Source organism: Alicycliphilus denitrificans (assembly GCF_044792555.1).
In the GTDB taxonomy this organism is placed as follows: domain Bacteria; phylum Pseudomonadota; class Gammaproteobacteria; order Burkholderiales; family Burkholderiaceae_C; genus Alicycliphilus; species Alicycliphilus denitrificans_A.
In genome coordinates, this window is sequence record NZ_CP126238.1 from 2809992 (window position 1) to 2833047 (window position 23056).

A 23056-nucleotide genomic window follows, 5' to 3' on the forward strand; every position below is an offset into this window, starting at 1 on the left:
CGCGCGTCATTGCCGCTGCACAAGCGCGAGCAACGCCGCCACCTCGTCCGAAAGTCCCTGGTGCGCCTTGGCCGGCGGGGCGGCAAAGCTGCCGGCGCGCGCGCGGCCCGCCCCCATGCGCACCAGCGTTTCCGCATGCCGCACGGCACTGGAGACGCCGTCAACCACCGGCACGGGAATGCGCCCGGCAATGGAGCGCGCCAGCCCGGCGAGCGGGGCGCCGGCCAGGACGATCACGTCCGCCCCATCCTCGCGCACGCACCGCTCGGCCAACTGCACCAGGCGCTCGCCCTGGTTGCCCTGGACATTGCCGATGTCGGCCAGCGGCTCGTCCAGCCCGCGGATGCTGGCCAGCCGGCCATCGAGCCGGTAGGCATGCACTGTCTCGGCGTACCAGGCGCGGATGCGCTGCGAGATCGCGACGATCGAAAAGCGCTGGCCCAGCAGGCAGGCGCTCGCCAGCGCCGCCTCCGTCAGGCCCGTGACCGGGCAGGGCAGCACCTCGCGCAGCGCTGTCAGGCCCGGGTCGCCGAAGGCGGCGACGATCACGGCGTCGGCCTCTGCCACATGCTCCGCCGCCAGCTGCGCCGCCGCATGGGCGCCCAGCATGGCCTCGAAGCGCGTCTCGATGTAGGCAACGCCCGCGCGCGCCGTGACCACCTCGATGCGGGTGTCCGCCGACGCGCTGCGCACGGCCTCGTCGTGGATCAGCTGGGACACGCTGGCCGAGATGTTGGGATTGATGACGAGCAGTTTCATGGGATCAAGGAGGGGGTGTTGCCTGGAAACTGGTCCCAGAGCGCGCAGCGCGCAGCCGGGCCGCCCAGGCGCTCCAGGTGGGCCGCCATGGCCAGCACCGAAGCGTCCGCATAGCGCGGGCCGACCACCTGCAGGCCGACGGGCAGGCCGCGCACCAGTCCGGCTGGCACGGAGCACGCGGGCACCTGGGCGAAGTTGAACAATGGGGTGAAGACGGCATGCCCGCGCGGGCCGGCGGGCAGGCCGCCGATCTCGGGCGGGCCCAGCCGCTCCACGGGCCACGAGACCGTGGGCGTAGTGGGGCACAACAGCAGGTCGAACTGTTCGAAGAACCGCGCGCAGGCCGCATGGATGCGCTCGCGCATCAGCAAGACCTGGGCGATCTCCACACCGCCGTAGCCCCGGCCCTGGCGCACCTGGGCCGCAAGATCGGAGTCGAGCGCGTCGCCATCGGCATCCAGCGCCGCGCCATGCAGCGCGGCCAGGCCCGCGTGCTGCAAGGCCAGAAGCGCGGTGGAGGCCAGATCGGCGGGCCACTGCGGCGCGGCGTGCGCGACGCTGTAGCCGTCGCGCTCCAGGCCACGCACGCGCTGCTCGAGAGCTGCGAGCACGTCGCCATCGACCGGGTAGCCACAGCCCAGGTCCGCACTCCAGGCTACGCGCAGCGTGCGCGGCGGCGCCTCGCCCAGCCGGGGCGGATCGAGCGGCGCGCAGCGCTGCGCGCCCCAGTCGGCGCCGTCGTAGCCTAGCAGGCATTGCCACAGCCAGGCCACGTCGGCCACGTCGCGGCCGACCTGGCCGATCACGGACAACCCGAAGGTCGGCTCCTCGAAGCCGGGGCCGCAGGGAATCACGCCGAAGGTCGGCTTCATGCCCACCAGCCCCGCATGCGCGGCGGGCCGGCGCGTGGAGCCGCCGGCATCCGTGGCCAGCGCCAGGGCGCCGATGCCGGCGGCCGTGGCGCTCACGGCGCCGCCCGAGGAACCGCCGGGCGTGAGCCGCAGGTCCCACGGGGAGCGCGTCGCCCCGTACACGAGGTTGCTGGTCACGCCCTTGCAGGCGAACTCGGAGCAATTGGTGATGCCGACGATCACCGCGCCCAGCGCCCGCAGCCGGGCCACGGCCCAGGCATCCTGCGGCGCGATGAAGTCGCGAAACAGGCGCGAGCCCTGCGTGACGCGCCAGCCGCCCACCCACAGGTTGTCCTTGACGGTGACCGGCACCCCGGCCAGCGGCAACGCCTCGCCGCGCGCCAGGCGGCCATCCACCTCCCGCGCCTGGCGCAGCGTCTCCCCGGCATCGTGGCAAACCACGGCGTTCAGGAGGGGGTTCACCTGCTCCAGGCGGTCGAGCACGCTGCGCGCGACCTCGGCCGCGCTGCACTCGCGCGCCGCCACCGCCCGGGCCACCTCGCGCGCCGACAGGCGCCACGGCGCCTGCGTCATGCTTGCCACAGCGGCCCCCGATAGCCGCGCCCGCGCACCTGGGCGGGCGCGGGCCGGTCGCAGCGCAGGAACTGGCCGTGGCCCTCGCGGCCCAGGTAGCGCCCGTCCTGCCACACCACCACGCCGCGCGACAGCGTCACCGCGGGCCAGGCCTTCACCTCGATGCCCTCGTAGGGGGTGTAGTCCACCGCGTGATGCAGTTGCTCGTTACGGATCGTGCGCGGCTGGCCCAAGTCCCAGATCACGAGATCCGCGTCGGAGCCGATGGCCAGCGTGCCTTTGCGCGGAAACAGTCCGTAGATCCTTGCGGCATTGGTCGCGGTGAGCGCGACGAACTGGTGGATGTCGATGCGGCCGTCCATCACGCCGTGCGACATCAGCAGCGGCATGCGCGTCTCCAGGCCGGGAATGCCGTTCGGAATCCGGTCGAAGGAGGCATCGCCGCCATGGGCCTGCTTGCCGTGCGGCCCGGCGAAGGCAAAGGGCGCATGGTCGGACGACAGCAACTGGAACGTGCCGTTGTCCAGGCCGCGCCAGATCACCTCCTGGTTCGCGCGGTCGCGCGGCGGCGGGCTGCAGATGCACTTGGCGCCCTCGAAACCCTCCTGCTCCAGGTGCTCCGCGGTCAGGAACAGGTACTGCGGGCAGGTTTCGCCGTAGACCTTCAGACCCATGCCCTGCGCCTGGCGGATCTGCTCCACGGCCTCGCGCCCGGAAACGTGGACGATGAGTATCGGCACGTCCGCCAGTTCCGCCAGGGCGATGGCGCGGTGGGTGGCCTCGCGCTCGACCAGCATGGGCCGCGCATGCGCGTGGTAGCGCGGCGCGGTCAGGCCCGCGTCGAGCATCTGCTCCGTGAGCCAGGCGATGCAGTCGGCATTCTCGGCATGCACCATCACCATCGCGCCCTCGCGGCGCGCCACCGCCAGCAGATCGAGCACCTGGCGGTCATTGAGCTTCAGGTCATCGTAGGTCATGTAGACCTTGAACGAGCTGCAACCCTCGGCCACCAGCCGGGGCAGCTCTTCGCGCAGCACCGAGGGGGTGGGATCGGCGACGATCAGGTGGAAGGCATAGTCGATCGCGGCCTTGCCGTCGGCGCGCCGATGGTAGTCGTCCACCGCGGCCTGCAGCGACTGCCCCCTGGACTGCGCCGCGAAGGGAATCACGGTGGTGGTCCCACCGCAGGCGGCCGAGCGCGTGCCAGTGATGAAGTCGTCGGCCATGCGCGAGCCGTCGCCCATGGGCTGGTCAAGATGGCAATGGGCGTCCACGCCGCCCGGCGTGACCAGCCGCCCGCGGGCATCGATGGTTTCGCGCCCCGGCCCGATGCCCGCGCCGATGGCCGCGATGCACCCGCCGCGGATACCGATATCGGCCCGGTAGCGGTCGGATGCCGTCGCCACGTCGGCGTTGAGGATCACTGTGTCGAATGGGGTCTGCACGTCGAGTCTCCTATGCGTGATGGGCCACGGTGGCCAGCCAGTGGCGCGCGATGGCGTCGCGGCGCGCGAACCAGACCTGGCCGCGCGACAGCATGTGCTCGAGCATCTGTTCGAGCGCCGGCATGCGGCCCGGCCGCGCGAGCATGCGCAGATGCAGCCCCACCGACATCATGCGCGGCGCGGTCTCGCCCTCGCGCCAGAGCCAGTCGAATGCGTCATTGACGTAGCCGGAAAAATCGTGCGCGCGCACGAAGCGGTGCGTGTGCTGGAACTGCATGTCGTTCGTATCGAAGGCATAGGGCAGCACGGCGTAAGGCCGTCCCTGCGAGCCCGGCATGGTGAGAGGCAGGTCGTCGCCGTAGTAATCGCTGTCGTAGATAAAGCCCCCCTCCTCCATGAGCAGCCGGCGCGTGTTCGGACTGGCCGCCGAGCGGGTGTGCCATCCGACGGGCCGCACGCCGGTGGCGCGCTCTATCGCGGCCACCGTGCGCGCGATGGCCTCGCGCTCCTCGGCCTCGCCCATGCGGGCATGGCTCTCCCAGCGCCAGCCATGCGCCGACACTTCATGGCCGCGGCGCACGGCGTCCTGCGCCAGCTGCGGCGAACGCTCCACCGCGCGGCCGCAGGCGCTGACCGTGCACGGCACGCCGTAGCGCTGCAGCACGTCCATGATGCGCCACCAGCCGACGCGCGTGCCGTAGTCGAAATGCGATTGCAGGCAGGGGTCGGGAATGCCGTCGAGCCGGTCGATCACCTCGTAGACCGCCTCGTTGCGGTCGTCGCCCTCGGCGATCGCGTACTCGGCGCCCTCCTCGAGATTGAGCACCAGGGACACCGCCACCCTCGCGCCGCCCGGCCAGCGCGGGTGCGGCGGATTGGCGCCATAGCCAGTCAGGTCGCGCTGCATCAGTCGACTCGCATTCCCGCGGCCTTGGCCACGTCGGCATAGCGCTTCACTTCCGAAGCCAGGAAGGCCTGCAGCTCGGCCGGCGTTCCACGCCCCGGCTCGGCCCCGAGCTGGACGAACTTCTCGCGCGTCTCCGGCTGCGCCAGGATGCGCGCGACCTCGCCGGTGATCTTGTTCACGATGGGCGCTGGCACGCCCGTGGGCGCCAGCATGATGAACCATGATGAAAAGTCGTAGCCCGGCACGCCCGCCTCGGCCAGGGTCGGCAGGTCGGGCGCCAGTGGCGAGCGCTGGGCGGTGCTCACGGCCAGCGCCCGCAGCTTGCCGGACTGGATGTGCGGCCCGGAGGAAACCAGGGGGTCGATCATCATGTCCACCTGCCCCCCGATCAGGTCGGTGATGGCGGGGGCCGATCCCTTGTAGGGGACGTGCATCAGCTGGATCCTGGCCTGGCTTGTGAACAGCGCCCCGGCCACGTGACTGGTCGTCGCGTTGCCGGACGAGGCATAGGTGAGCTTGCCCTGGCGCTCCCTGGCCAGCGCGATCAGCTCGGCCACGTTGCGCACGGGAAGATTGTTGTTGACCACCAGCACGCTCGGCAGCGTGGCGATGCGCGCCACCGGCTGCAGGTCCTTCAGCGTGTCGTAGGGCAGCTTGGCCTGGATGTGCGGATTGACCGCGTGCCCCACGGTGACCACGAGCAGCGTGTAGCCGTCGGCAGGCGCCTTCACCGCCACCTGCGTGGCCACCACCCCGCCGCCGCCGGGCCGGTTCTCGACGATGACCGCCTGCTTCCAGCTCTGCGCCAGCCGGTCGCCGATGAAACGGGCAAAGACGTCGGCCGCGCCGCCCGGCGGGAAGGGCACCAGCAGGCGCAGCGGCTTGGTCGGGTAGGACGCCGCATCCTCGGCCATCGCGGCACACGGCATGGCGGCCGCGGCGGCGAAGGCAATGGACAGGCCGATGCGGCGGATGAAGCCGGCGCGGGTAGTGCGTTTCATAAATGCTCCATTCAGACAACTAAGATCATCGACACATGCAGACACTGCGCCAGGCTCATGCCGCGGCCGTTTGCCAATAAGGCTTGCCCTCCGCGCCCCACAGCTCGCGCGAGGCCTGCTCCGCCTCGGCGCAGATTTCGTCCAGGTCCACGCGCGTGGGGCGACCGTCCTCGACCAGCACCTCGCCCGCCACCAGCACCATGCGCACGTCGCGCCCCTGCCCCGTGTGCACCAGCGTTCCCAGCGGGTCCACGTGCGGACGCAGGTGCGGGCGTGCCGCATCGAATACCACCAGATCGGCCTGCTTGCCGACGGCGAGGCTGCCGATCTCAGCGTCCTGCCCCAGCGCCTTGGCGCCGCCGAGCGTGGCCATGTGGAGCACATGGTGCGGCTGCCATTCGGCATCGACGCGCTCCTCCTGCACACGCGCCGTGGCCAGCGCCCAGCGCATGAGTTCCACCATGTCGCCGTGCTGCGTGTCGGTGGCCAGCGCGATATTCACGCCCGCGCGCTTGAGCGCCGGCGTGGGCGCAAGCCGCCCCGAGGCCGCGTTGCACTTCGGGATGTGGACCGCATGGGCGCCGGCGCGCGCAAGCCGCGCGATGTCGCTCTCGGTCACGTAGATGCAGTGGCCGCCCATCAGGCGCGCATTGAGCAGCCCGGTTTCCTCCAGCACCTCGGTGCTGGTGCGGCCCGTGCGCTCGCGCACGCGCTCCACCTCCACCTTGCTCTGGCCCAGGTGGGTGGAAACCACCATGCCGTACTCCGTGGCCACCTGTGCGATCTCGCGCAGGAAGCCGTCCGAGCAGGTATCCACCGCATGCGCTGCCAGGTTCACGCGCACGCGCGGGTGGTCCTTCCAGCGCTCGCGCAGGGCGAGCCCGGCCTTGAGCGTGCGGCTGCCAATGGCCGCGTCGTAATGCCAGTCCCCATGCGCCACGCGCGCGAAGTCCACGTCGTGGATGCGCCAGCTCGGGCACAGCCGCACGCCCAGCTCCTCCATGGCCTCGGTGGTGACATCGGCATGGACGAAGTTGTCGCCGATCACCGTGGAGCCGAACAGCAGCGCCTCCAGCGCGCCCAGCCGCGCGAGTGCGCGGGCCTGCCAGGGATTGACCTGCGTCCCTTTGGGAATACCTGGCGTGTACGAGGGCGCGAACCCCAGGTCGGCGGCCACGCCGCGCACCATGGTCAGGATTGAATGCAGGTGCACGTTGACGAAACCCGGGGTGACGAAGTGATCGCCCAGGCGCAGCGTGCGGCTCGCTTGGTAGGCCTGCGGCGGACGGTCCGCCAGCCAGGCGATGCGGCCGCCCCGAATACCCAGAGCGCCGCCGCGCACCAGGGGCCGGGCCGGATCGGCCGTCAGGAAATGCGCGTCAAGCAGCATCAGGTCGAACGGTTCGGCGGTAGTGGAGGTAGTCATTGCGTCAGGGTCCTCGAAAAATCAGTTCTGGTGCGAGCGCACCCAAAAGGTACGCCAGAACGATTATTTTTGTCAACCATAAAATTATTAAATGGTTAACCATTATTGAACCGCGCCTATCCAAGTGCAAGCACAATCCATCGCATGAAGAAACTTCGTGCCGAATCCGCCGCAGCGCCCGCCCTCGCCCAGGAGGAAGGCGCCGAGACGTACACCGAGGAAAGCCTCTACCAAGCCATTGCCGGTTCGCTGCTGAAGGGGCGGCTGCGGCCGGGCACGCCGCTGCGGGAGCGCTACCTCGCCGAGGAGTTCGGCGTGACCCGGGGCCTCGTGCGCAAGGTGCTGCTGCGCCTGGGCCAGGAAGGCAAGCTGGAGCTGCACGCCAACCGCGGGGCCTTCGTGCCGCATCCCACACGCGAGCAGGTGCTGGAGGCCTATCAGGCCCGCAAGGCCCTGGAGGCCGGCATACTGGCGCTGCTGGCGCGCGACATCACGGCCACGCAGGTCCTGCGCCTCAAGACCCACCTGCAGGCCGAGCGCAACGCCAGCCGGCTGGCACGGCGCGACGAGTCGGTCAAGCTGGCCGGCGACTTCCATCTGCTGGTGGCCGAGATGCTGGGCAATGCCCGGCTATGCGAGATGCTCGAGCTGCTGATCGCCAGGACGCAGATGTACGTGGCCCTATTCGAGCCCGCTCAGGCATCGGGCTGTGCACCCGAGGAACACGAACCGGTGATGGCGGCGCTAGCCAGGCACGACGCGGCCGAGGCCGTGCGCGCAATGCTGGACCATCTCACCCAGGTCGAGCAGCGGGTGCTGTCGCGCATCGCCGACGAGGAGCCGCAGGTCGCGGACATCCTGCGCTCGGCCCTGAAGGAGAACCTGTGAAGATCCTGCTAGCCAACCCCAATACCAGCGGCTTCATCACCGACCGCATGCTGCGCGTCGCGCAGGCCGCGGTCGGCAGCGCCGCGACCCTCGTCGGCGTGACCGCCCCACACGGCCCGGCCGTGGTCGGCAGCCGGACGGAAAACACGCTGGCCGCGTCGGCGGCCCTGGAACTGGGCGCCGCCCACGCCGAGGGATGCGACGCCATGCTGCTGGGCATCTCGACCGATGCCGGCCTGGAGCCGCTGCGCGAACTGCTGGACATTCCGGTGGTCGGAATGCTGGAGGCGGCGCTGCTAACGGCCTGTCAGCTGGGGGGGCGCATCGGGCTGCTCACGCTAGGCGAGCGCATGTTGCCGCTGTACCAGGAACAGGCCCGGCGCATGGGCATAGCCGGCCGCATGGCGGGCTGGGCCGGCATCGAACTGCCGGCTGCATTCACGCCGCAGTCCGGCGACGCACCCGAGCCGGCCGTGGCTGACGCGCTGGCGGAACACGCGGCCCGCCTCGTGCAGGACCAGTGCCTGGACGTGCTGGTGCTGTCGGGTGCGGTGTTGGCCGGGTATCGTCCGGCCGTCCAGCCGCGGCTACCGGTGCCGGTGATCGACGGCATCGAGGCCGCAGCCTGGCAGGCCGTCGCGCTGGGCGCACAGAAACCCGCCGCGCACCGTGCGGGCAGCTACGCGCCGCCGCACGGACGCCGTGTCACCGGCACCGGCGCACCGCTGGCCCGGCGCCTGGCGTAGCCGCGGCGGCCCCGGCCGCGCCATCCGCGCCGCCAGCGCCGCATCTCGCACCACGGCAGCTGCCATCCGTCGCACGGCCCTGGCGGGCGCGGGCGGCGGCGCGCACAGTGCGCTCCATCCCCACACCGCACAGGAGCCCACCATGCTGATCCAGATCGCCACGCACCAGCCACAGATGCTGCTCTCCATCGTCCAGGGCACACCCGCCTGGGTCTGGGGCCTGCTGGCCGCCCTGCTCTGGCTGGGACTGTCGCAAATGCTGCCGCGGCACGCCGGGCCGCGCCGCGTGCTGCTGATGCCGCTGGCGCTGAGCGCATTCTCGGCCTGGGGCCTGCTGTCGGCCTTTGGCGCCGGCGCGGGCGGCCGCGCCCTCGCCGCCTGGCTGCTGGCCACGGCGGCGGCCACGCTCGCCAGCCTGGCGCTGCGCGCCGCACCCCCCGCGGGCGTGCGCTTTGACGCACAGACCCTGCGCTTTCGCCTGCCCGGCAGCCCCATGCCCCTGCTGCTGATCCTGGCCATCTTCCTGACCAAGTACCTCGTCGGCGTGGAGCTGGCGCTACAGCCCCAGCTGGCACATGACAGCCACTTTGCCCTGCAGGTCGCCGCGCTCTACGGGCTGTACAACGGCCTGCTGCTGGCGCGTGCGGCACGCCTGTGGCGCCTGGTGCAGGGCATGCGGCCAGGTATCGCCTGACTACGCATTTAAGATGCCCGACCATGCAGCGCCCCGACGTCCGCTCCCTCCTGCGCCACGGCCTGGTGACGGCGGTGTTTTGCTGCACGATTGCGCTGGCGCTCACGCTGACCGGTCAGGGCCCGTGGGATGTACAACTGGCCTACTCGCTGTCCATCGGCCTGGTGGCCTGGGCCGTGATCGATCTGGGGCGCATGCTGCTGCCGGCGCCCGAGGGCCGGGCCTGGCCCGCGGGCTGGCGCGGCGTGCTGCTGATTACACTGGGCACGACCTGCGGCTTTGTACTGGGCTCGCTGCTGGGCGACACCTACAGCGGCCGCCCGCGCCTGCTGTGGCAGCAGGCCAACCTGCCCGCGGCGCTGGTCATCACCGTGCTCGCCACGGGGGCCATTTCGTTCCTCTTTGTCAGCCGCGGCCGGGCCCAGCTGCTGCAGCTGCAGATGGCGCAGGCCCAGCGCGACGCGGCCGAGGCACGGCTCAAGCTGCTGCAGGCGCAGCTGGAGCCGCACATGCTGTTCAACACCCTGGCCAACCTGCGCGCGCTGATCGCCGCCGACCCGGTGCGCGCCCAGGCCATGCTGGACCACCTGATCGCCTACCTGCGCGCCACGCTGGGCGCCTCGCGTAGCACGCTGCACCCGCTGGCCGAGGAGTTTGCGCGCCTGGCCGACTACCTGGCGCTGATCGCCGTGCGCATGGGGCCGCGCCTGCGGTACAGCCTGGACCTGCCCGATGCGCTGCGCGACATGCCGGTGCCGCCGCTGCTGCTGCAGCCGCTGGTGGAAAACGCCATCCGCCACGGGCTGGAGCCGCAGCTGGCGGGCGGCAGCATCACGGTGCAGGCGCGGCTGCTACAGGAACCGGGCCAGGCCGCGCGCCTGCGGCTGAGCGTGCACGACACCGGCGCCGGCCCCGGGGCCGCAGCCGCGACGGCCGGCACGCAGTTTGGACTGCGGCAGGTGCGCGAGCGCCTGGCCACGCTGTATGGCGCCGCGGCAACTCTTGAATTAATAGCTGCCAGCGCAGGTGACACAAGCGTTACAGTCACTTTTCCCTTGGAATACCATGCCGAGTGCCCTGATCGCCGAGGATGAACCCCTGCTGGCCGCAGCCCTACAGCATGAGCTGCAGCAGGCCTGGCCCACACTTGACATCGTCGCCAGCGTGGGCGATGGCTTGTCGGCCGTGCGCGAGGCGCTGCGCCTCACGCCCGAGGTGCTGTTCCTCGACATCCGCATGCCGGGCCAGAGCGGCCTGGAAGCCGCCGTGGAACTGGCCGACGCCTGGCCCGCGGATGCGCCCTTTCCGGTGCTGGTCTTCGTCACCGCCTACGACCAGTACGCCGTGCAGGCCTTCGAGGCCCAGGCCGTGGACTACCTGCTCAAGCCGGTGCAGCCCGAGCGGCTGCGCAAGACCGTGGCCAGGCTGCAGCAGGCACTGCAGCTGCGCGGCGCGCCGGCCGCGCCGCCGGCGCTGGAGCAGGCGCTGGCCCAGCTGCGCCAGCTGGTGCAGGTACCCGGCCTGGCGCCGGCCCAGCCGTCGGCCAGCGCGCCGCTGACCGTGATCCAGGCCAGCCGCGGCAACCAGATCCTCATGGTGCCGCTGGAGGAGGTGCTGTACTTCGAGGCCGCCGACAAATACGTGCGCGTGCTCACGGCGCGGCAGGAATATCTGATCCGCACCCCGCTCAAGGAGCTGCAGCCCCGGCTCGACCCGGCCGTGTTCTGGCAGGTACACCGCGGCACGCTGGTGCGCGCCAGCGCCATCGCCAGCACCTGGCGCGACGAGGCCGGCCGCCTGCAGCTGCAGCTGCGCGAGCGGCCCGAGCGCCTGGCCGTGAGCCGGCTCTACGCGCCGCTGTTCAAGGCCATGTAATTCCCGCTAGCCTTGGCACCCATGCCCGACACCAGCAGCAGCCCAGCCACCGCACCCGCCGCGATCACATCGATGCCCTCCCGCACGGCACTGCTGATGCTGGTGGCGCTGACCTCGGGCTTTGCGCTCAGTTCGGCCTTTCGCACCGTGGCCGCCATCCTGGCCGCGCCGCTGCAGTCGGAGTTTGTGCTCTCGCCCCAGGCGCTGGGGCTGTTCGCGGCGACCTTCCACTTCAGCTTCGGCGCCATGCAGCTGTTCATGGGCATTGGCATCGACCTGTACGGCGTGCGCCGCACCATCCTGGCGGCGTTTCCGCTGTGCATCGCGGGCGCGCTGCTGTCGGCGCTGGCGCCGGGCTTTGGCCTGCTGGTGCTGGGGCAGGCGCTGATCGGCGTGGGCTGCGCACCGGCCTTCCTGGTGTGCACGGTATTCATCGCGCGGCATTTCGCGCCGCAGCGCTTCGCAGCCATGTCCGGCGTGGCCATGGCGCTGGGCACGCTGGGCATGCTGTTCACGGGCACGCCGCTGGCCTGGCTGGTGCAGCAATGGTCGTGGCGCGCGGGATTCTGGGTGCTGGCGCTGATGGCGCTGCTGGCCTGGCTGTGGATCTGGCGCACGGTGCACGAGCCCGCCGGACACGGTGCGCAGAATGGCGCGCGCGAATCCGTGCGCGAAGCGGTGCTGCGCTTTGCCGCACTGTTCACGCTGGCGCATACCTGGGGCATCGTGGTGCTGGGCGCCGTGAGCTATGCCGCCCTGATCTCCCTGCGCGGTCTCTGGCTCGGGCCCATGCTGATTGAGCGCCATGGCTTCTCGCTGGTGCAAAGCGGCAACGTGGCCCTGGCGCTGTCCCTGGTGGCGCTGTGCGGCCCGCTGCTGTTCGGCCGCATCGATCCCGGCCCGGCCGCGCGGCGGCGCTGGATCGTGGCCTGCACGCTGCTGATGGGGCTGCTGTTTGCGACCATGGCATTGCTGCATTCGGCCTGGCTGGATGTGGCCTGCATGCTGGCCACCGGGCTGCTGTCAGGCTACCTCATCCTGCAGTACGCGGACGTGCGCGCGGCCTACCCGGCGGCGCTCACGGGGCGTGCCATGGCGGTGTTCACCATGGCCATGTTCCTGGGCGTGGCGGCCATGCAGTGGTTCACGGGCTGGGTGGCGTCGCTCGCCAAGGAGCAGGCAGCCGCCGACCCCTTCATGGCCGTGATGGCCAGCATCGCCGCGCTGCTGGTGCTGGCGGCCCTGGGTTTTCGCCTGCTGCCGCAGCCGCCGCGCGACACGGGCGCGGGTTAATCATCCGCTTCAATCACGTACGCAAAAGCCAAGCGCAGGCCGTGCTGTAGCATGGCAAGCAAAGCCGTCAAAGTAATTGAGGAATGGAATAAACCCTACCTTACCCACTGCCCCGGGGTGCCCAGCGCCCCTTTTTTCATGACTCGAGCAAAGGGAATGCCTTTCATGCGCACACCACAGATTTGCCGCAGCCTCGTGGCCCTGGCCTTTCTCAGCCTGACAGGAGCCGGCACCGCACAGAGCAACGACGACGAGGCACGCGCCAAGAAAATCATCGGCGGCTCATGCTATCTGTGCCATGGCGCCGAGGGGGAGTCGGCCAGCGCGATCTACCCCCGCCTGGCCGGACAGAATGCCGACTACATCGCCAAGCAGCTGGAGAATTTCAAGAACGGCCAGCGCAAGAGCACGGCCATGGCGCCCATGGCGGCCAATCTTTCCCCCGAGGACATGGTGGCCCTGGGCAAGTACTACGCCAGCCGCCCGCCCCGCCAGAAAAACGCCAGGGATCAGGATCTGGCGGCCGTGGGCAGCTACATCTACCACAAAGGCAACAAATTCAGCGGCGTGCCGGCCTGCGCCTCCTGCCATGGACAGGAAGCGGCCGGCAGCTCTGCCCTGCCACGCCTGGCAGGCCAGCATGCGGCTTACACGGAAGAGCAGCTCAGGCAGTTCAACAAGCGCGAGCGCACCAACGACAACGCCGTGATGCACGCCGTGGTGGAAAAGATGACCCCCCTGGAAATGGCCGCCGTGGCCGAGTACCTGAGCGGCAAATAGCGGCCAGGGCGCCTGCGGCTCTACGACCGGGGCGCCCGGCAGCGAAGCTGAGAACATGGCGGGCAGCATGTCGGCATCAAAGCCGAAGGCCGGACCGGAACTGGCGCGCACAGGCATCCGCCAGGCGGCCGCGCCTGGATGGGATGCCAGGGCCGGCCGCCACCCAGGCATCCCATGAGCAGCGTCACTCAATCGCCAGGCGCTGCGTCTTGTTACCCAGTTTCTTGGGCAGCGTGAGCGTAAGCACGCCGTTGTCGTACCTGGCCTTGGCCTGGGCGGCGTCCACGTCCACGGGCAGCTGGAAGCTGCGTGCCACGGCGCCGTAGTAGCGCTCGCTGCGCAGCAGCTTCTCGCCGTCCTTCTTCTGGTCATGTTGGCGCACCTCGGCGCGCAGGCTCACCACATTGCCGTCAATGGAGACGTTGATGTCCTCCTTGGGTACGCCCGGCACCTCGGCCTGTACGGTGTAGGCGGCGTCGTCCTCCTTCACGTCGATCTTGATCTGAGAGGGCTCTGGCAGCGCGTCGCCATGCAGCGGGCGCACATAGAAACCGGGCGCGAAGTCCTTGAAGAAATCGTCGAACAGACTGCCGCGGCTGACCAGTGAATTCATGATGAAACTCCTTCCTTGACACAAGTGAAATGAAGCGCCCCAGAGGGGCTACCAGGCAAGTTGAAACCGCCTGCCTTTATCTATATAGGCCTCTGCCCCCCGGGATTCAAGGGCCACGGTTCATGGAGTTTGATGTGGCGCAAACCCGGCGCAGGCGAGCGCGGCGCCGCACAATCGGCCCATGCTTATCGCCCTGCTGCGCACCTTTTCCTGGCGCGCGCTGCGCCACCACCCCTGGCGCAGCGCGGCCGCCGCGACCGCCGTCATGCTGGGCGTGGCTCTGGGCTTTGCGGTGCATGCGATCAACGCCTCGGCGCTGGACGAATTCAGCCAGGCCGTGCGCGCCGTGGGCGGCCAGCCGGACCTGGAGCTGCGCGCCACGCGCGGCACGCTGCCCGAGTCGCTCTACGGCCTGGTCGCGGCCCAGCCACAGGTGCAGCTGGCCAGCCCCTGGTTGGAGCTGCCCGTGCGCGCGCGCAGCGATGCGGCGCAGGCGGACGTGCCGCTGCGCGTGCTCGGCGCCGACGCGCTGCTGCTGCCCGCCATGGCACCGGCCCTGGCGCCGCGCGCGTTCGACGGCAGCGACCGGCTGGCCATGCTGGCGCCGGCCACGGTATTCCTCAACCCGGCCGCGCAGCAGGCGCTGGGCTTGGCAAGCATCGACGCGCCCACAGCGCCGCTCACGCTGCAGGCGGGCCTGGCCACACACAGCGTGCGCGTGGCCGGCACGGTGGCCGCGGGCGGCCCGCCGCTGGCGCTGATGGACATTGGCGCGGCGCAGGACCTGTTCGGCCGTGCCGGCCAGCTCACGCGCATCGAGCTGCGGCTGCGCGCAGGCACCACGCGCGCACAGTTGCAGCAGGCACTCACCGCCCTGCCCGGCTGGCCCCCGGGCGTGCAGTTCGCCGCGCCGCAGGACGCCGTGCAGCGCGTGGACAGTCTCTCGCGCGCCTACCGCGTGAACCTCACGGTGCTGGCACTGGTGGCGCTGTTCACCGGGGCCTTCCTGGTGTATTCGGTGCTGGCGCTCAGCGTGGCGCAGCGCGCGCCGCAGCTGGCGCTGCTGGCCGTGCTGGGCGCCACACCGCGCGCGCGCCTGGCGCTGGTGCTGCTGGAGTCCGCCGCGCTGGGCCTGGTGGGCAGCGTGGCCGGCATTGCCCTGGGCACGCTGCTCGCGGCACTGGCGCTGGCGCTGCTGGGCGGCGACCTGGGCGGGGGCTATTTCACGGGGGCACAGCCGGCATTGCAATGGAGCGCGACCGCCGCGATGACCTATGGCCTGCTGGGCGTGGCGGCCGCCCTGATCGGTGGCTGGTGGCCCGCACGCCAGGCCCAGAGGCTGGCACCGGCGCAGGCGCTCAAGGGATTGGGCGCCCAGAGCGGGCGCGGTGGACGCCCCTGGATAGGTATTTTTTTGATAGCTTCTAGCGCTTTATTGGCGAGCGTTCCACCCATTTTTGACCTTCCACTGGCCGCCTATGTCGCGGTCGGCCTGCTGCTGATCGGCGGTATGGCGCTGCTGCCTTCTCTGGTGCGGGCCCTGCTGCAGGCGCTGCAGCCGCTGGCCACGGGCAACGCCCTGGCCCTGCTGGCGCTGGAGCGGGCGCGGCGCATGCCCGGCAGCGCGGCCGTGGCCGTGGGCGGCGTGGTCGCGGCCCTGAGCCTGGCCGTGGCCCTGACGGTGATGGTGGGCAGCTTTCGCGGCTCGGTCGGCCAATGGCTGGACAGCGTGCTGCCCGCCCCCCTGTACCTGCGTGCCGCCGCTGGCGCGAGCGGTGACGAGGCCGCCGTGTTCCCGCCCGGCTTCGCCGCCACCCTGGCCCGGCTGCCCGGCGTGGCGCGCGTGCAGGCGCTGCGCACCAGCAGCCTGCAGCTGCAGCCGGATCGCCCGCCCGTGGGGCTGCTGGCACGTCCCCTGGGCCCGGACGTGGCCCAGGCCCTGCCGCTGGTGGGCCCGGCCCTGCCCGTGCCAGCGGGTCGCGTGGGCGTGTATGTGAGCGAGGCGGTGCGCGACTTGTACGGCGCCAGGCCGGGTGCGGACTGGCCATTGCTTTCAGATGCTTTTAGGCCTTCAAGCCAATATGGACAAGCGCAAGAGGCTATTTTTTATGTAGCTGGCGTATGGCGCGACTATGTGCGCCAGCATGGTGCCGTCGCCCTGGACGGCCAGGACTTCGCACGCCTGACGGGCGATGCGCGCGCCAGCGACCTGGCGCTGTGGCCCGCGCCCGGCGCCAGCGCCGAGGAACTGCAGGCCCAGGTGTTGCAGCAGGCCCGCGAGAGCCTGGGTGGGGAGGCCGCTGCGGCCCTGGCCTTCACCACGGCCGAGACGATACGCGCGCGCTCGATGGCGCTGTTTGACCGCAGCTTCGCCATCACCTACTGGCTGCAGGCCGTGGCCATTGCCATCGGGCTGTTCGGCATCGCCGCCAGCTTCAGCGCCCAGGTGCTGGCGCGGCGCAAGGAATTCGGCCTGCTGGCGCACCTGGGCCTGACGCGCCGGCAGATACTGGCCGTGGTGGCGGCAGAGGGCACGGCCTGGACGGCCGTGGGCGCGCTGGCCGGCCTGCTGCTGGGCCTGGCGGTGGCGGTCGTGCTGGTGCATGTGGTGAACCCGCAAAGCTTTCACTGGAGCATGGACCTGGCCCTGCCCTGGCCGCGCTTGGCCGCCCTCGCCGCCACCGTGATCGCCGTGGGCACGCTGACGGCCTGGCTGGCCGGCGCCAAGGCCGCAGGGCAGGATGCGGTGCTGGCGGTGAAGGAGGATTGGTAGCCATGGTCTTGCCTGCTGTTTCCCTGCCACGCCGGCGCTGGCTGATCGGCCTTGGCGCCCTGGCCTGGGGCGGGCGCGGCGCGGCGCTGCCGGCACGCGCCCTGGCTTTTCCGCACGACCATGGCAGCCATCCGCAGCTGCGCACCGAGTGGTGGTACCTCACCGGCCAGGCGCGCACCGGCCCTGCGCCCGGGCGGCTGTGGGGCTTTCAGATCACCTTTTTCCGCTCGCGCGTGGATGCCGCGCAAGGCCTGCGCTCGGCCTTCGCAGCACGCCAGCTGATCTTTGCCCATGCGGCGCTGACCGACGTGCAGGGCGGGCGCCAACTGCACGACCAGCGCATCGCGCGCGCGGGCTTTGGCATTGCAGAGGCGCTGGAGGGCGACACCCACATCCGCCTGCGCGACTGGTCGCTGGTGCGCCAGCCCAGCAGCACGCCAGGCAGCAGCCGCTACGAGATTCGCGCCCAGGCCGGCGGCTTCGCCCTGGAGCTGGACTGCACCAGCACCCAGCCGGTGCTGCTGCAGGGCGACGCCGGCCTGTCGCGCAAGGGGCCGGATGCAAGCCAGGCCAGCTACTACTACAGCCAGCCGCAACTGGCCGTGACGGGGGCCGTCACCGTGCAGGGCCAGCGCATGGCCGTCACCGATGCCCCCGCGCCCGACAACCGCGCCTGGCTGGACCATGAGTACAGCCAGGCGCTGCTGCACCCCGACGCCGTGGGCTGGGACTGGATCGGCATGAACCTGCACGACGGCAGCGCGCTCACGGCCTTCCAGCTGCGCCTTGCGAACGGCGGCGCGCTCTGGGCGGGTGGTTCCTGGCGGCGGGCAGGTGCATCTGATGCCCGGGCCTTCGAGCCGCAGGCGGTGCGTTTCACGCCCTTGCGCCATTGGCGCAGCGCCAGCAGCGGGGCGCGCTACCCCGTGCAATGGCGTGTGGACACGCCCGTGGGCAGCTTCACCGTGCAGGCGCTGCTCGATGCCCAGGAGCTTGACAGCCGCGGCTCGACCGGCACGATTTACTGGGAGGGATTGAGCGAGCTGCAGGATGGCGCCGGGCGCGCGCTCGGGCGCGGTTACCTGGAAATGACGGGCTATGCCCAGCGGCTGCGTCTGGGCTGAGCATGAAAAGGCCATGCGGGGCATGGCGCCGCGCATGGCCGTAGCGCACCGCATGGCCGCGTGCCATGCGGATCAAGTCAATGCGAGCCGCCGTCCCCTGCTCCGCGCCGCTGCAGCCAGGCAATGATCTCGCCCATGATGCCGCGGCGGAAGGCCAGCACGCAGATCACGAAGATCAGGCCGGTGACGATGGTCACCGACTCGCCCAGGGTGTTGAACCAGTCGATCGTCGTCAGCTTGGCCAGAAAGGTGCCCAGGTCGCCGATCTTGTTCTCCAGCGCCACCACCACGGCCGCGCCGACCAGCGGGCCACTGAGCGTGCCCATGCCGCCCACCAGCGTCATCAGCACCACATGGCCCGAGGCGCTCCAGTGCACGTCCGACAGCGTGGCAAAGCCCAGCACCAGGGTCTTGAGCGAGCCCGCCAGGCCAGCGATGGCGGCCGAGATCACGAAGGCCAGCAGCTTGAAGCGGTTGGTGTCGTAGCCCAGCGAGGTGGCGCGCGGCTCGTTTTCCTTGATGCCGCGCAGCACCTGACCGAACGGCGAGTCGATGGTGCGCACGATGAGCAGGAAGGCCAGCACCACGATGGCCAGGCATACGTAGTACATGGTCAGGTCGCTGGACAGGTCGAGCAGGCCGAACAGCTTGCCGCGCGGCACGCCCTGCAGGCCGTCTTCGCCGCCGGTGAAGGGCATTTGCAATGCGGCAAAGAACAGCATCTGCGCCAGGGCCAGCGTGATCATGGTGGCGTAGATGCCCTGGCGGCGGATGGTGAACCAGCCCATCACCAGGCCCAGCAAGCCACCCGAGAGCAGGCCCGCCAGCAGGCCCAGTTCGGGCGTGGCGCCCCAGACCTTGACGGCATGGCCGGTGACATAGGCCGCGCCGCCGAGGAAGGCCGCATGGCCGAAGGACAGCAGGCCGGTGTAGCCCAGCAGCAGGTTGAAGGCCGTGGCAAACAATGCGAAGCACAGCAGCTTCATCACGAACACCGGGTAGGCGCCCACAAAGGGCGCGGCGATCAGGCCCAGCAGCAGCAGGCCGTAACCGATGGGGGCAAATTTCTTGACGTTCATGTGGTTCACCCCTGCGGCTTATTTCTCTTTGCCGAACAGGCCGGCGGGGCGGATGAGCAAAACGATGGCCATGATGACGAACACCACGGTGGAAGACGCCTCGGGGTAGAAGACCTTGGTGAAACCCTCGATCACACCCAGGCCCAGGCCGGTGAGGATGGAGCCCATGATGGAGCCCATGCCACCGATGACCACCACGGCGAACACCACGATGATCAGGTTCTGGCCCATCAGCGGCGTGACCTGGTACACGGGCGCTGCCAGCACGCCGGCAAAGGCCGCCAGCGCGGCGCCGAAGGCGTAGGTCAGCGTGATCATCACCGGCACGTTGACGCCGAAGGCCTCGACCAGGCGCGGGTTCTCGGTGCCGGCGCGCAGGTAGGCGCCCAGCTTGGTCTTCTCGATCACATACCAGGTGGCGATGCACACCACGATGGAGGCCAGCACCACCCAGGCGCGGTAGTTGGGCAGGATCATGAAGCCGAGGTTGGTCGCGCCCTCGAGCAGCTCGGGGGTGTCGTAGCCCAGACCCGAGACACCGTAGATGGAGCGGAACACGCCCTCGATGATCATGGTCAGGCCAAGCGTGAGCAGCAGCCCATACAGATGGTCGAGCTTGTAGATCCAGCGCAGGAACAAGCGCTCTATCACCACGCCCAGTATCCCCACCACCAGGGGCGCGGCGATCAGCATCACCCAGTAGTTGACACCGAGGTAGCTCATGGCCATCCAGGTGATCAGCGCCCCCAGCATGAACAGAGCGCCGTGCGCGAAATTGATCACGTTGAGCAGGCCGAAGATCACGGCCAGGCCCAGGCTGAGGATCGCGTAGAACGAACCATTGACCAGCCCCAGCAGGAGCTGGCTCAGCATGGCCGGCATTGAAACACCAAAGATTTCCATTTGAACTAAACGCTACGGGTGGTGGGAGTGGAACCGGTCAGCGCGCCATTACTGCCACAGCGCGCACTTGCTCTCGGCCTTGGTGGTGAACACCTCTTCGCCGGGCAGCTTCTTGACGATCTTGTAGTAGTCCCAGGTGCCCTTGGACTCGGCCGGGCTCTTGACCTGCACCAGATACATATCGTGCACGTAGCGGCCGTCGGGACGCAGGGTGCCCTTGGCGAAGAAGTCATCCATCTTCATGCCGCGCCACGCCGCCATGACCTTGTCGGCGTCGATGCTGCCTGCGGCCTGCACGGCCTTGAGATAGTTCATGGTGGCGGAATAGTCGGCGGCCTGGATTTCCGTCGGGCGGCGATTCGTCTTCTTCATGAAGGCGTCGGCGAATTTGCGCGATGCGTCGTCCATGTCCCAGTACCAGCTGGTGACGAACTGCATGCCCTCGGTGTTCTTCAGTCCCAGGCTGTGCACGTCGCTGTAGAAAACCAGCATCGGCGCCAGCTTCATCGTCTTGCCAATGCCGAATTCCTTGGCTGCCTTGATGGTGTTGATGGTGTCGCCGCCCGCATTGGCCAGCGCCAGCACCTGGGCCTTGGAGTTTTGCGCCTGCAATAGGAACGAGGAGAAATCCGAGGCGTTCAGCGGATGGCGCACCGCATTCACCACGTTACCGCCCTTGGCCTTGACCACCTTGGAGGCATCGGCCTCCATGGCGTGGCCAAACGCATAGTCGGCCGTCAGGAAGAACCAGGTCTTGGCCCCGCCATCGACCATGGCACCCGCCAAGCCTTTGGAGAGGGCGACGGTGTCATAGGCATAGTGCACGGTGTAAGGCGTGCACTGCTCATTGGTCAGTGCGGACGAGGCCGCACCGTTGTTGACCATGACACGCTTTTTCTCTGCGGCAATCTTGGCCAGCGCCAGGGCGGTGCCGGAGTTGGTGCCGCTGAAGATCATCGTCAGCCCCTGGGTGTCGATCCACTCGCGCGCCTTGCTGGCGGCGATGTCGGCCTTGTTCTGGTGGTCGGCGCTCATCAGCTCGATGGGCATGCCCAGCACCTTGCCGCCGAAGTCGTCGATGGCCATCTGGATGGCCGTCGCGCCATGCTTGCCCTCAAGATCGGCATACAGGCTGGACATGTCCGAGATGTAACCGATCTTGACCTTGTCCTGCGCATGCGCCGGCGCCGCCATGAATCCTGCAACCCCGAGCACAGCTGCCAATGTCGTGAGTTTTGCCTTCATGTCATGTCTCCCGTGTCTTTCATGTTTTTACCTGCAACGCCAGCGCATGGCCCCCTCCGCTCTCAGGCTTGGGGGCCATGGCTCAACTCACTTCCAAAGGGCGCACTTGCTCTCGGCCTTGGTGGTGAATACCTGGTCGCCGGGCAGCTTGGCCACGACCTTGTAGTAGTCCCAGGGCTCCTTGGATTCGGCCTGCGACTTCACCTGCATCAGGTACATGTCGTGCACGAAGCGGCCGTCGGCACGGATCGTGCCCTTGGCGTAGAAATCGTCGATCGGGGTGGACTTGAGCTGGGCCATCACCTTGTCGGCATCGACCGTTCCAGCGGACTGCACGGCCTTCAGGTAGTTCATCGTGGCCGAGTAGTCGGCGGCATGGATGTCCGTGGGCATGCGCTTGGTCTTGGCGAAGAACTTCTTGCCGAACTCGCGCGTCTTGTCGTTCAGGTTCCAGTCCCAGCTCGTGGTCAGCAGCAGGCCTTCCGTGTTGCGCAGACCCAGGCTGTGGATGTCGGTAATGAACACCAGCAGGCCGGCCATCTTCATGGTCTTGGTGATGCCGAATTCCTTGGCGGCCTTGATGGCGTTGATGGTGTCGCCGCCCGCGTTGGCCAGGCCCAGGATCTGGGCCTTGGAGTTTTGCGCCTGCAGCAGGAAGGACGAGAAATCCGAGGCGTTCAGCGGATGCTTGACCTGGCCCAGCACGCGCCCGCCGTTTTCCTTGACGACCTTGGCCGTATCGGCCTCGAGGGCGGCGCCAAAGGCATAGTCCGCGGTGAGGAAGAACCAGTCCTTGCCGCCCTGCTTGACCACGGCGCCGCCCGTGCCCTTGGCCAGGGCCACGGTGTCATAGGCATAGTGCACGGTGTAAGGCGTGCACTGCTCGTTGGTCAGCGCCGAGGAGCCGGCGCCATTGACCATGAAGACGCGCTTTTTCTCGTCCGCGATCTTGGCCATGGCCAGGGCCGTGCCCGAATTGGTGCCGCCAAACAGCATCGTCAGCCCCTGGGTGTCGATCCACTCGCGCGCCTTGCTGGCGGCGATGTCGGCCTTGTTCTGGTGGTCGGCCGAGAGCAGCTCGATGGGCTTGCCCAGCACCTTGCCGCCGAAGTCGTCGATGGCCATCTGGATGGCCAGCGCGCCGTTCTTGCCTTCGACGTCGGCGTAGAGGCTGGACATGTCGGTGATGAAGCCGATCTTCACCTTATCCTGCGCCTGCGCCGGCATGGCCGCCAGGCCCATGCCTGCAGCACCGAGCACGGCAACCAGGGTTTTGAGTTTGCGGTTCATCTATCTCTCCTTCTCTCGGTGGTCAGAAATCAAAACTGTGCTGCCAGGCCCAGGCTTAAACGCCCAGCAGCTGATGGAGCACGGGCATCTTGGCCTGCAGCTCGGCGGCCTCGAAGCGCAGGGCGATGCGGCCATGCTCCATGACGTAGAAACGGTCGGCCAGCGGCGCGGCGAAGCGGAAGTTCTGCTCCACCATGACCACGGTGTAGCCCTTGGCACGCAGCGTGGTGATCATGCGCGCCAGGGCCTGCACGATGACCGGGGCCAGGCCTTCGGAGATTTCGTCAAGCAAGAGCAGCTTGGCGCCCGTGCGCAGGATGCGCGCCACGGCCAGCATCTGCTGCTCGCCGCCGGACAGCCGTGTGCCCTGGCTGCTTTTGCGCTCGGCCAGGTTGGGGAACATGGCATAGATCTCATCGACCGACATGCCGGCCTGGCCGGTCTTGAGCTCGGGCGGCAGCATCAGGTTTTCTTCGCACGACAGGCTGGAGAAGATGCCGCGCTCCTCCGGGCAGTAGCCCAGGCCCAGGTGGGCAATGCGGTGCGTGGGCATGTCTATGGTCTCGGTGCCATAGACCTTGATGGAGCCCTTGCGCGCGCCGGTCAGCCCCATGATGGCGCGCAGCGTGGAGGTGCGGCCGGCGCCGTTGCGACCCAGCAGCGTCACCACCTCACCGGGCTGCACCAGCATGTCCACGCCGTGCAGCACGTGCGACTCGCCATACCAGGCCTGCAGGCCCTTGATTTCCAGAGCGGGGGTGCCGGCCATG

The 23056-nt window shown here is 69.1% G+C and carries 21 protein-coding genes; 9 read left to right on the top strand and 12 right to left on the bottom strand.

The features are described from left to right. Nucleotides 1–6 precede the first annotated feature (6 nt). The 6 genes from P7644_RS13330 to P7644_RS13355 form a co-directional block, all read right to left on the bottom strand. Nucleotides 7–759, bottom strand: a complete 753-nt coding sequence (locus P7644_RS13330) for an aspartate/glutamate racemase family protein (protein WP_404299749.1) — start codon at nucleotides 757–759, stop codon at nucleotides 7–9. Further along, complete coding sequence (locus tag P7644_RS13335) at nucleotides 756–2204, bottom strand: amidase (RefSeq protein WP_404299750.1); 1449 nt, start codon at nucleotides 2202–2204, stop codon at nucleotides 756–758. Before P7644_RS13335 ends, P7644_RS13330 begins: the two co-directional genes overlap by 4 nt. Beyond that, a complete protein-coding gene (hydA, locus tag P7644_RS13340; RefSeq protein ID WP_404299751.1) occupies nucleotides 2201–3649 on the bottom strand; it encodes a dihydropyrimidinase in 1449 nt (482 codons plus the stop codon). Before hydA ends, P7644_RS13335 begins: the two co-directional genes overlap by 4 nt. 10 nt (nucleotides 3650–3659) lie before the next feature. Next, on the bottom strand, nucleotides 3660–4490 hold the full coding sequence (locus P7644_RS13345) for a polysaccharide deacetylase family protein (RefSeq protein WP_404299752.1): 831 nt from the start codon (nucleotides 4488–4490) through the stop codon (nucleotides 3660–3662). 65 nt (nucleotides 4491–4555) lie between these two features. Then, on the bottom strand, nucleotides 4556–5557 hold the full coding sequence (locus tag P7644_RS13350; RefSeq protein ID WP_404299753.1) for a tripartite tricarboxylate transporter substrate binding protein: 1002 nt from the start codon (nucleotides 5555–5557) through the stop codon (nucleotides 4556–4558). Between the two features lie 55 nt (nucleotides 5558–5612). Further along, nucleotides 5613–6983 carry an amidohydrolase family protein gene (locus tag P7644_RS13355; protein ID WP_404299754.1) on the bottom strand — a complete coding sequence of 457 codons (1371 nt, stop codon included), beginning with the start codon at nucleotides 6981–6983 and terminating at the stop codon, nucleotides 5613–5615. A 144-nt stretch (nucleotides 6984–7127) separates the two neighbouring features. On the opposite strand from P7644_RS13355, the gene P7644_RS13360 reads away from it, so the two are divergent. The 7 genes from P7644_RS13360 (at nucleotide 7128) to P7644_RS13390 (ending at nucleotide 13259) form a co-directional block, all read left to right on the top strand. Next, the gene (locus tag P7644_RS13360; RefSeq protein ID WP_404299755.1) at nucleotides 7128–7871 is read left to right on the top strand and encodes a GntR family transcriptional regulator; all 744 of its coding nucleotides are present in this window, start codon (nucleotides 7128–7130) and stop codon (nucleotides 7869–7871) included. A 47-nt stretch (nucleotides 7872–7918) separates the two neighbouring features. After that, a complete protein-coding gene (locus P7644_RS13365) occupies nucleotides 7919–8617 on the top strand; it encodes an aspartate/glutamate racemase family protein (protein WP_404303201.1) in 699 nt (232 codons plus the stop codon). Continuing rightward, a complete protein-coding gene (locus tag P7644_RS13370; protein WP_404303202.1) occupies nucleotides 8574–9311 on the top strand; it encodes a DUF6622 family protein in 738 nt (245 codons plus the stop codon). Before P7644_RS13365 ends, P7644_RS13370 begins: the two co-directional genes overlap by 44 nt. A 23-nt stretch (nucleotides 9312–9334) precedes the next feature. Then, nucleotides 9335–10405, top strand: a complete 1071-nt coding sequence (locus P7644_RS13375; protein ID WP_404299756.1) for a sensor histidine kinase — start codon at nucleotides 9335–9337, stop codon at nucleotides 10403–10405. Then, complete coding sequence (locus tag P7644_RS13380) at nucleotides 10377–11186, top strand: LytR/AlgR family response regulator transcription factor (protein WP_404299757.1); 810 nt, start codon at nucleotides 10377–10379, stop codon at nucleotides 11184–11186. The genes P7644_RS13375 and P7644_RS13380 overlap by 29 nt, the downstream gene beginning before the upstream one ends. 21 nt (nucleotides 11187–11207) lie before the next feature. Then, nucleotides 11208–12479, top strand: a complete 1272-nt coding sequence (locus tag P7644_RS13385) for an MFS transporter (protein WP_404299758.1) — start codon at nucleotides 11208–11210, stop codon at nucleotides 12477–12479. 165 nt (nucleotides 12480–12644) lie between these two features. Beyond that, the gene (locus tag P7644_RS13390; RefSeq protein WP_404299759.1) at nucleotides 12645–13259 is read left to right on the top strand and encodes a c-type cytochrome; all 615 of its coding nucleotides are present in this window, start codon (nucleotides 12645–12647) and stop codon (nucleotides 13257–13259) included. Between the two features lie 184 nt (nucleotides 13260–13443). Here P7644_RS13390 and P7644_RS13395 read toward each other — a convergent pair whose 3' ends face one another. After that, nucleotides 13444–13872, bottom strand: a complete 429-nt coding sequence (locus tag P7644_RS13395) for an Hsp20/alpha crystallin family protein (RefSeq protein ID WP_404299760.1) — start codon at nucleotides 13870–13872, stop codon at nucleotides 13444–13446. 181 nt (nucleotides 13873–14053) lie between these two features. Between P7644_RS13395 and P7644_RS13400 the strand changes: the two genes are divergently transcribed. Both P7644_RS13400 and P7644_RS13405 read left to right on the top strand, forming a co-directional pair. Then, nucleotides 14054–16645: an FtsX-like permease family protein gene (locus tag P7644_RS13400; RefSeq protein ID WP_404299761.1), complete on the top strand. Its 2592-nt coding sequence runs from the start codon at nucleotides 14054–14056 to the stop codon at nucleotides 16643–16645. Nucleotides 16646–16647: 2 nt separating this feature from the next. Continuing rightward, nucleotides 16648–17769: a lipocalin-like domain-containing protein gene (locus P7644_RS13405; RefSeq protein WP_404299762.1), complete on the top strand. Its 1122-nt coding sequence runs from the start codon at nucleotides 16648–16650 to the stop codon at nucleotides 17767–17769. A 77-nt stretch (nucleotides 17770–17846) separates the two neighbouring features. Here the strand turns inward: P7644_RS13405 and P7644_RS13410 are convergent, their stop codons facing one another. The 5 genes from P7644_RS13410 to P7644_RS13430 form a co-directional block, all read right to left on the bottom strand. Further along, complete coding sequence (locus P7644_RS13410) at nucleotides 17847–18848, bottom strand: branched-chain amino acid ABC transporter permease (protein ID WP_404299763.1); 1002 nt, start codon at nucleotides 18846–18848, stop codon at nucleotides 17847–17849. A gap of 18 nt (nucleotides 18849–18866) precedes the next feature. Next, entirely contained in the window at nucleotides 18867–19751 is an 885-nt protein-coding gene (locus tag P7644_RS13415; RefSeq protein ID WP_404299764.1) for a branched-chain amino acid ABC transporter permease, read from the bottom strand. 48 nt (nucleotides 19752–19799) lie between these two features. After that, a complete protein-coding gene (locus tag P7644_RS13420) occupies nucleotides 19800–20996 on the bottom strand; it encodes an ABC transporter substrate-binding protein (protein ID WP_404299765.1) in 1197 nt (398 codons plus the stop codon). 87 nt (nucleotides 20997–21083) lie between these two features. After that, a complete protein-coding gene (locus P7644_RS13425; protein WP_404299766.1) occupies nucleotides 21084–22286 on the bottom strand; it encodes an ABC transporter substrate-binding protein in 1203 nt (400 codons plus the stop codon). 55 nt (nucleotides 22287–22341) lie between these two features. Continuing rightward, entirely contained in the window at nucleotides 22342–23055 is a 714-nt protein-coding gene (locus P7644_RS13430) for an ABC transporter ATP-binding protein (RefSeq protein ID WP_404299767.1), read from the bottom strand. Nucleotide 23056: the final 1 nt, after the last annotated feature.

What these genes read in the sequence shown, in the direction of transcription:
- P7644_RS13330 (WP_404299749.1), bottom strand. Translation starts at nt 759, where the DNA reads ATGAAACTGCTCGTCATCAATCCCAACATCTCGGCCAGCGTGTCCCAG.
- P7644_RS13335 (WP_404299750.1), bottom strand. Translation starts at nt 2,204, where the DNA reads ATGACGCAGGCGCCGTGGCGCCTGTCGGCGCGCGAGGTGGCCCGGGCG.
- P7644_RS13350 (WP_404299753.1), bottom strand. Translation starts at nt 5,557, where the DNA reads ATGAAACGCACTACCCGCGCCGGCTTCATCCGCCGCATCGGCCTGTCC.
- P7644_RS13355 (WP_404299754.1), bottom strand. Translation starts at nt 6,983, where the DNA reads ATGACTACCTCCACTACCGCCGAACCGTTCGACCTGATGCTGCTTGAC.
- P7644_RS13360 (WP_404299755.1), top strand. Translation starts at nt 7,128, where the DNA reads ATGAAGAAACTTCGTGCCGAATCCGCCGCAGCGCCCGCCCTCGCCCAG.
- P7644_RS13365 (WP_404303201.1), top strand. Translation starts at nt 7,919, where the DNA reads ATGCTGCGCGTCGCGCAGGCCGCGGTCGGCAGCGCCGCGACCCTCGTC.
- P7644_RS13375 (WP_404299756.1), top strand. Translation starts at nt 9,335, where the DNA reads ATGCAGCGCCCCGACGTCCGCTCCCTCCTGCGCCACGGCCTGGTGACG.
- P7644_RS13380 (WP_404299757.1), top strand. Translation starts at nt 10,377, where the DNA reads ATGCCGAGTGCCCTGATCGCCGAGGATGAACCCCTGCTGGCCGCAGCC.
- P7644_RS13385 (WP_404299758.1), top strand. Translation starts at nt 11,208, where the DNA reads ATGCCCGACACCAGCAGCAGCCCAGCCACCGCACCCGCCGCGATCACA.
- P7644_RS13390 (WP_404299759.1), top strand. Translation starts at nt 12,645, where the DNA reads ATGCGCACACCACAGATTTGCCGCAGCCTCGTGGCCCTGGCCTTTCTC.
- P7644_RS13395 (WP_404299760.1), bottom strand. Translation starts at nt 13,872, where the DNA reads ATGAATTCACTGGTCAGCCGCGGCAGTCTGTTCGACGATTTCTTCAAG.
- P7644_RS13400 (WP_404299761.1), top strand. Translation starts at nt 14,054, where the DNA reads ATGCTTATCGCCCTGCTGCGCACCTTTTCCTGGCGCGCGCTGCGCCAC.
- P7644_RS13405 (WP_404299762.1), top strand. Translation starts at nt 16,648, where the DNA reads ATGGTCTTGCCTGCTGTTTCCCTGCCACGCCGGCGCTGGCTGATCGGC.
- P7644_RS13410 (WP_404299763.1), bottom strand. Translation starts at nt 18,848, where the DNA reads ATGAACGTCAAGAAATTTGCCCCCATCGGTTACGGCCTGCTGCTGCTG.
- P7644_RS13415 (WP_404299764.1), bottom strand. Translation starts at nt 19,751, where the DNA reads ATGGAAATCTTTGGTGTTTCAATGCCGGCCATGCTGAGCCAGCTCCTG.
- P7644_RS13420 (WP_404299765.1), bottom strand. Translation starts at nt 20,996, where the DNA reads ATGAAGGCAAAACTCACGACATTGGCAGCTGTGCTCGGGGTTGCAGGA.
- P7644_RS13425 (WP_404299766.1), bottom strand. Translation starts at nt 22,286, where the DNA reads ATGAACCGCAAACTCAAAACCCTGGTTGCCGTGCTCGGTGCTGCAGGC.
- P7644_RS13430 (WP_404299767.1), bottom strand. Translation starts at nt 23,055, where the DNA reads ATGGCCGGCACCCCCGCTCTGGAAATCAAGGGCCTGCAGGCCTGGTAT.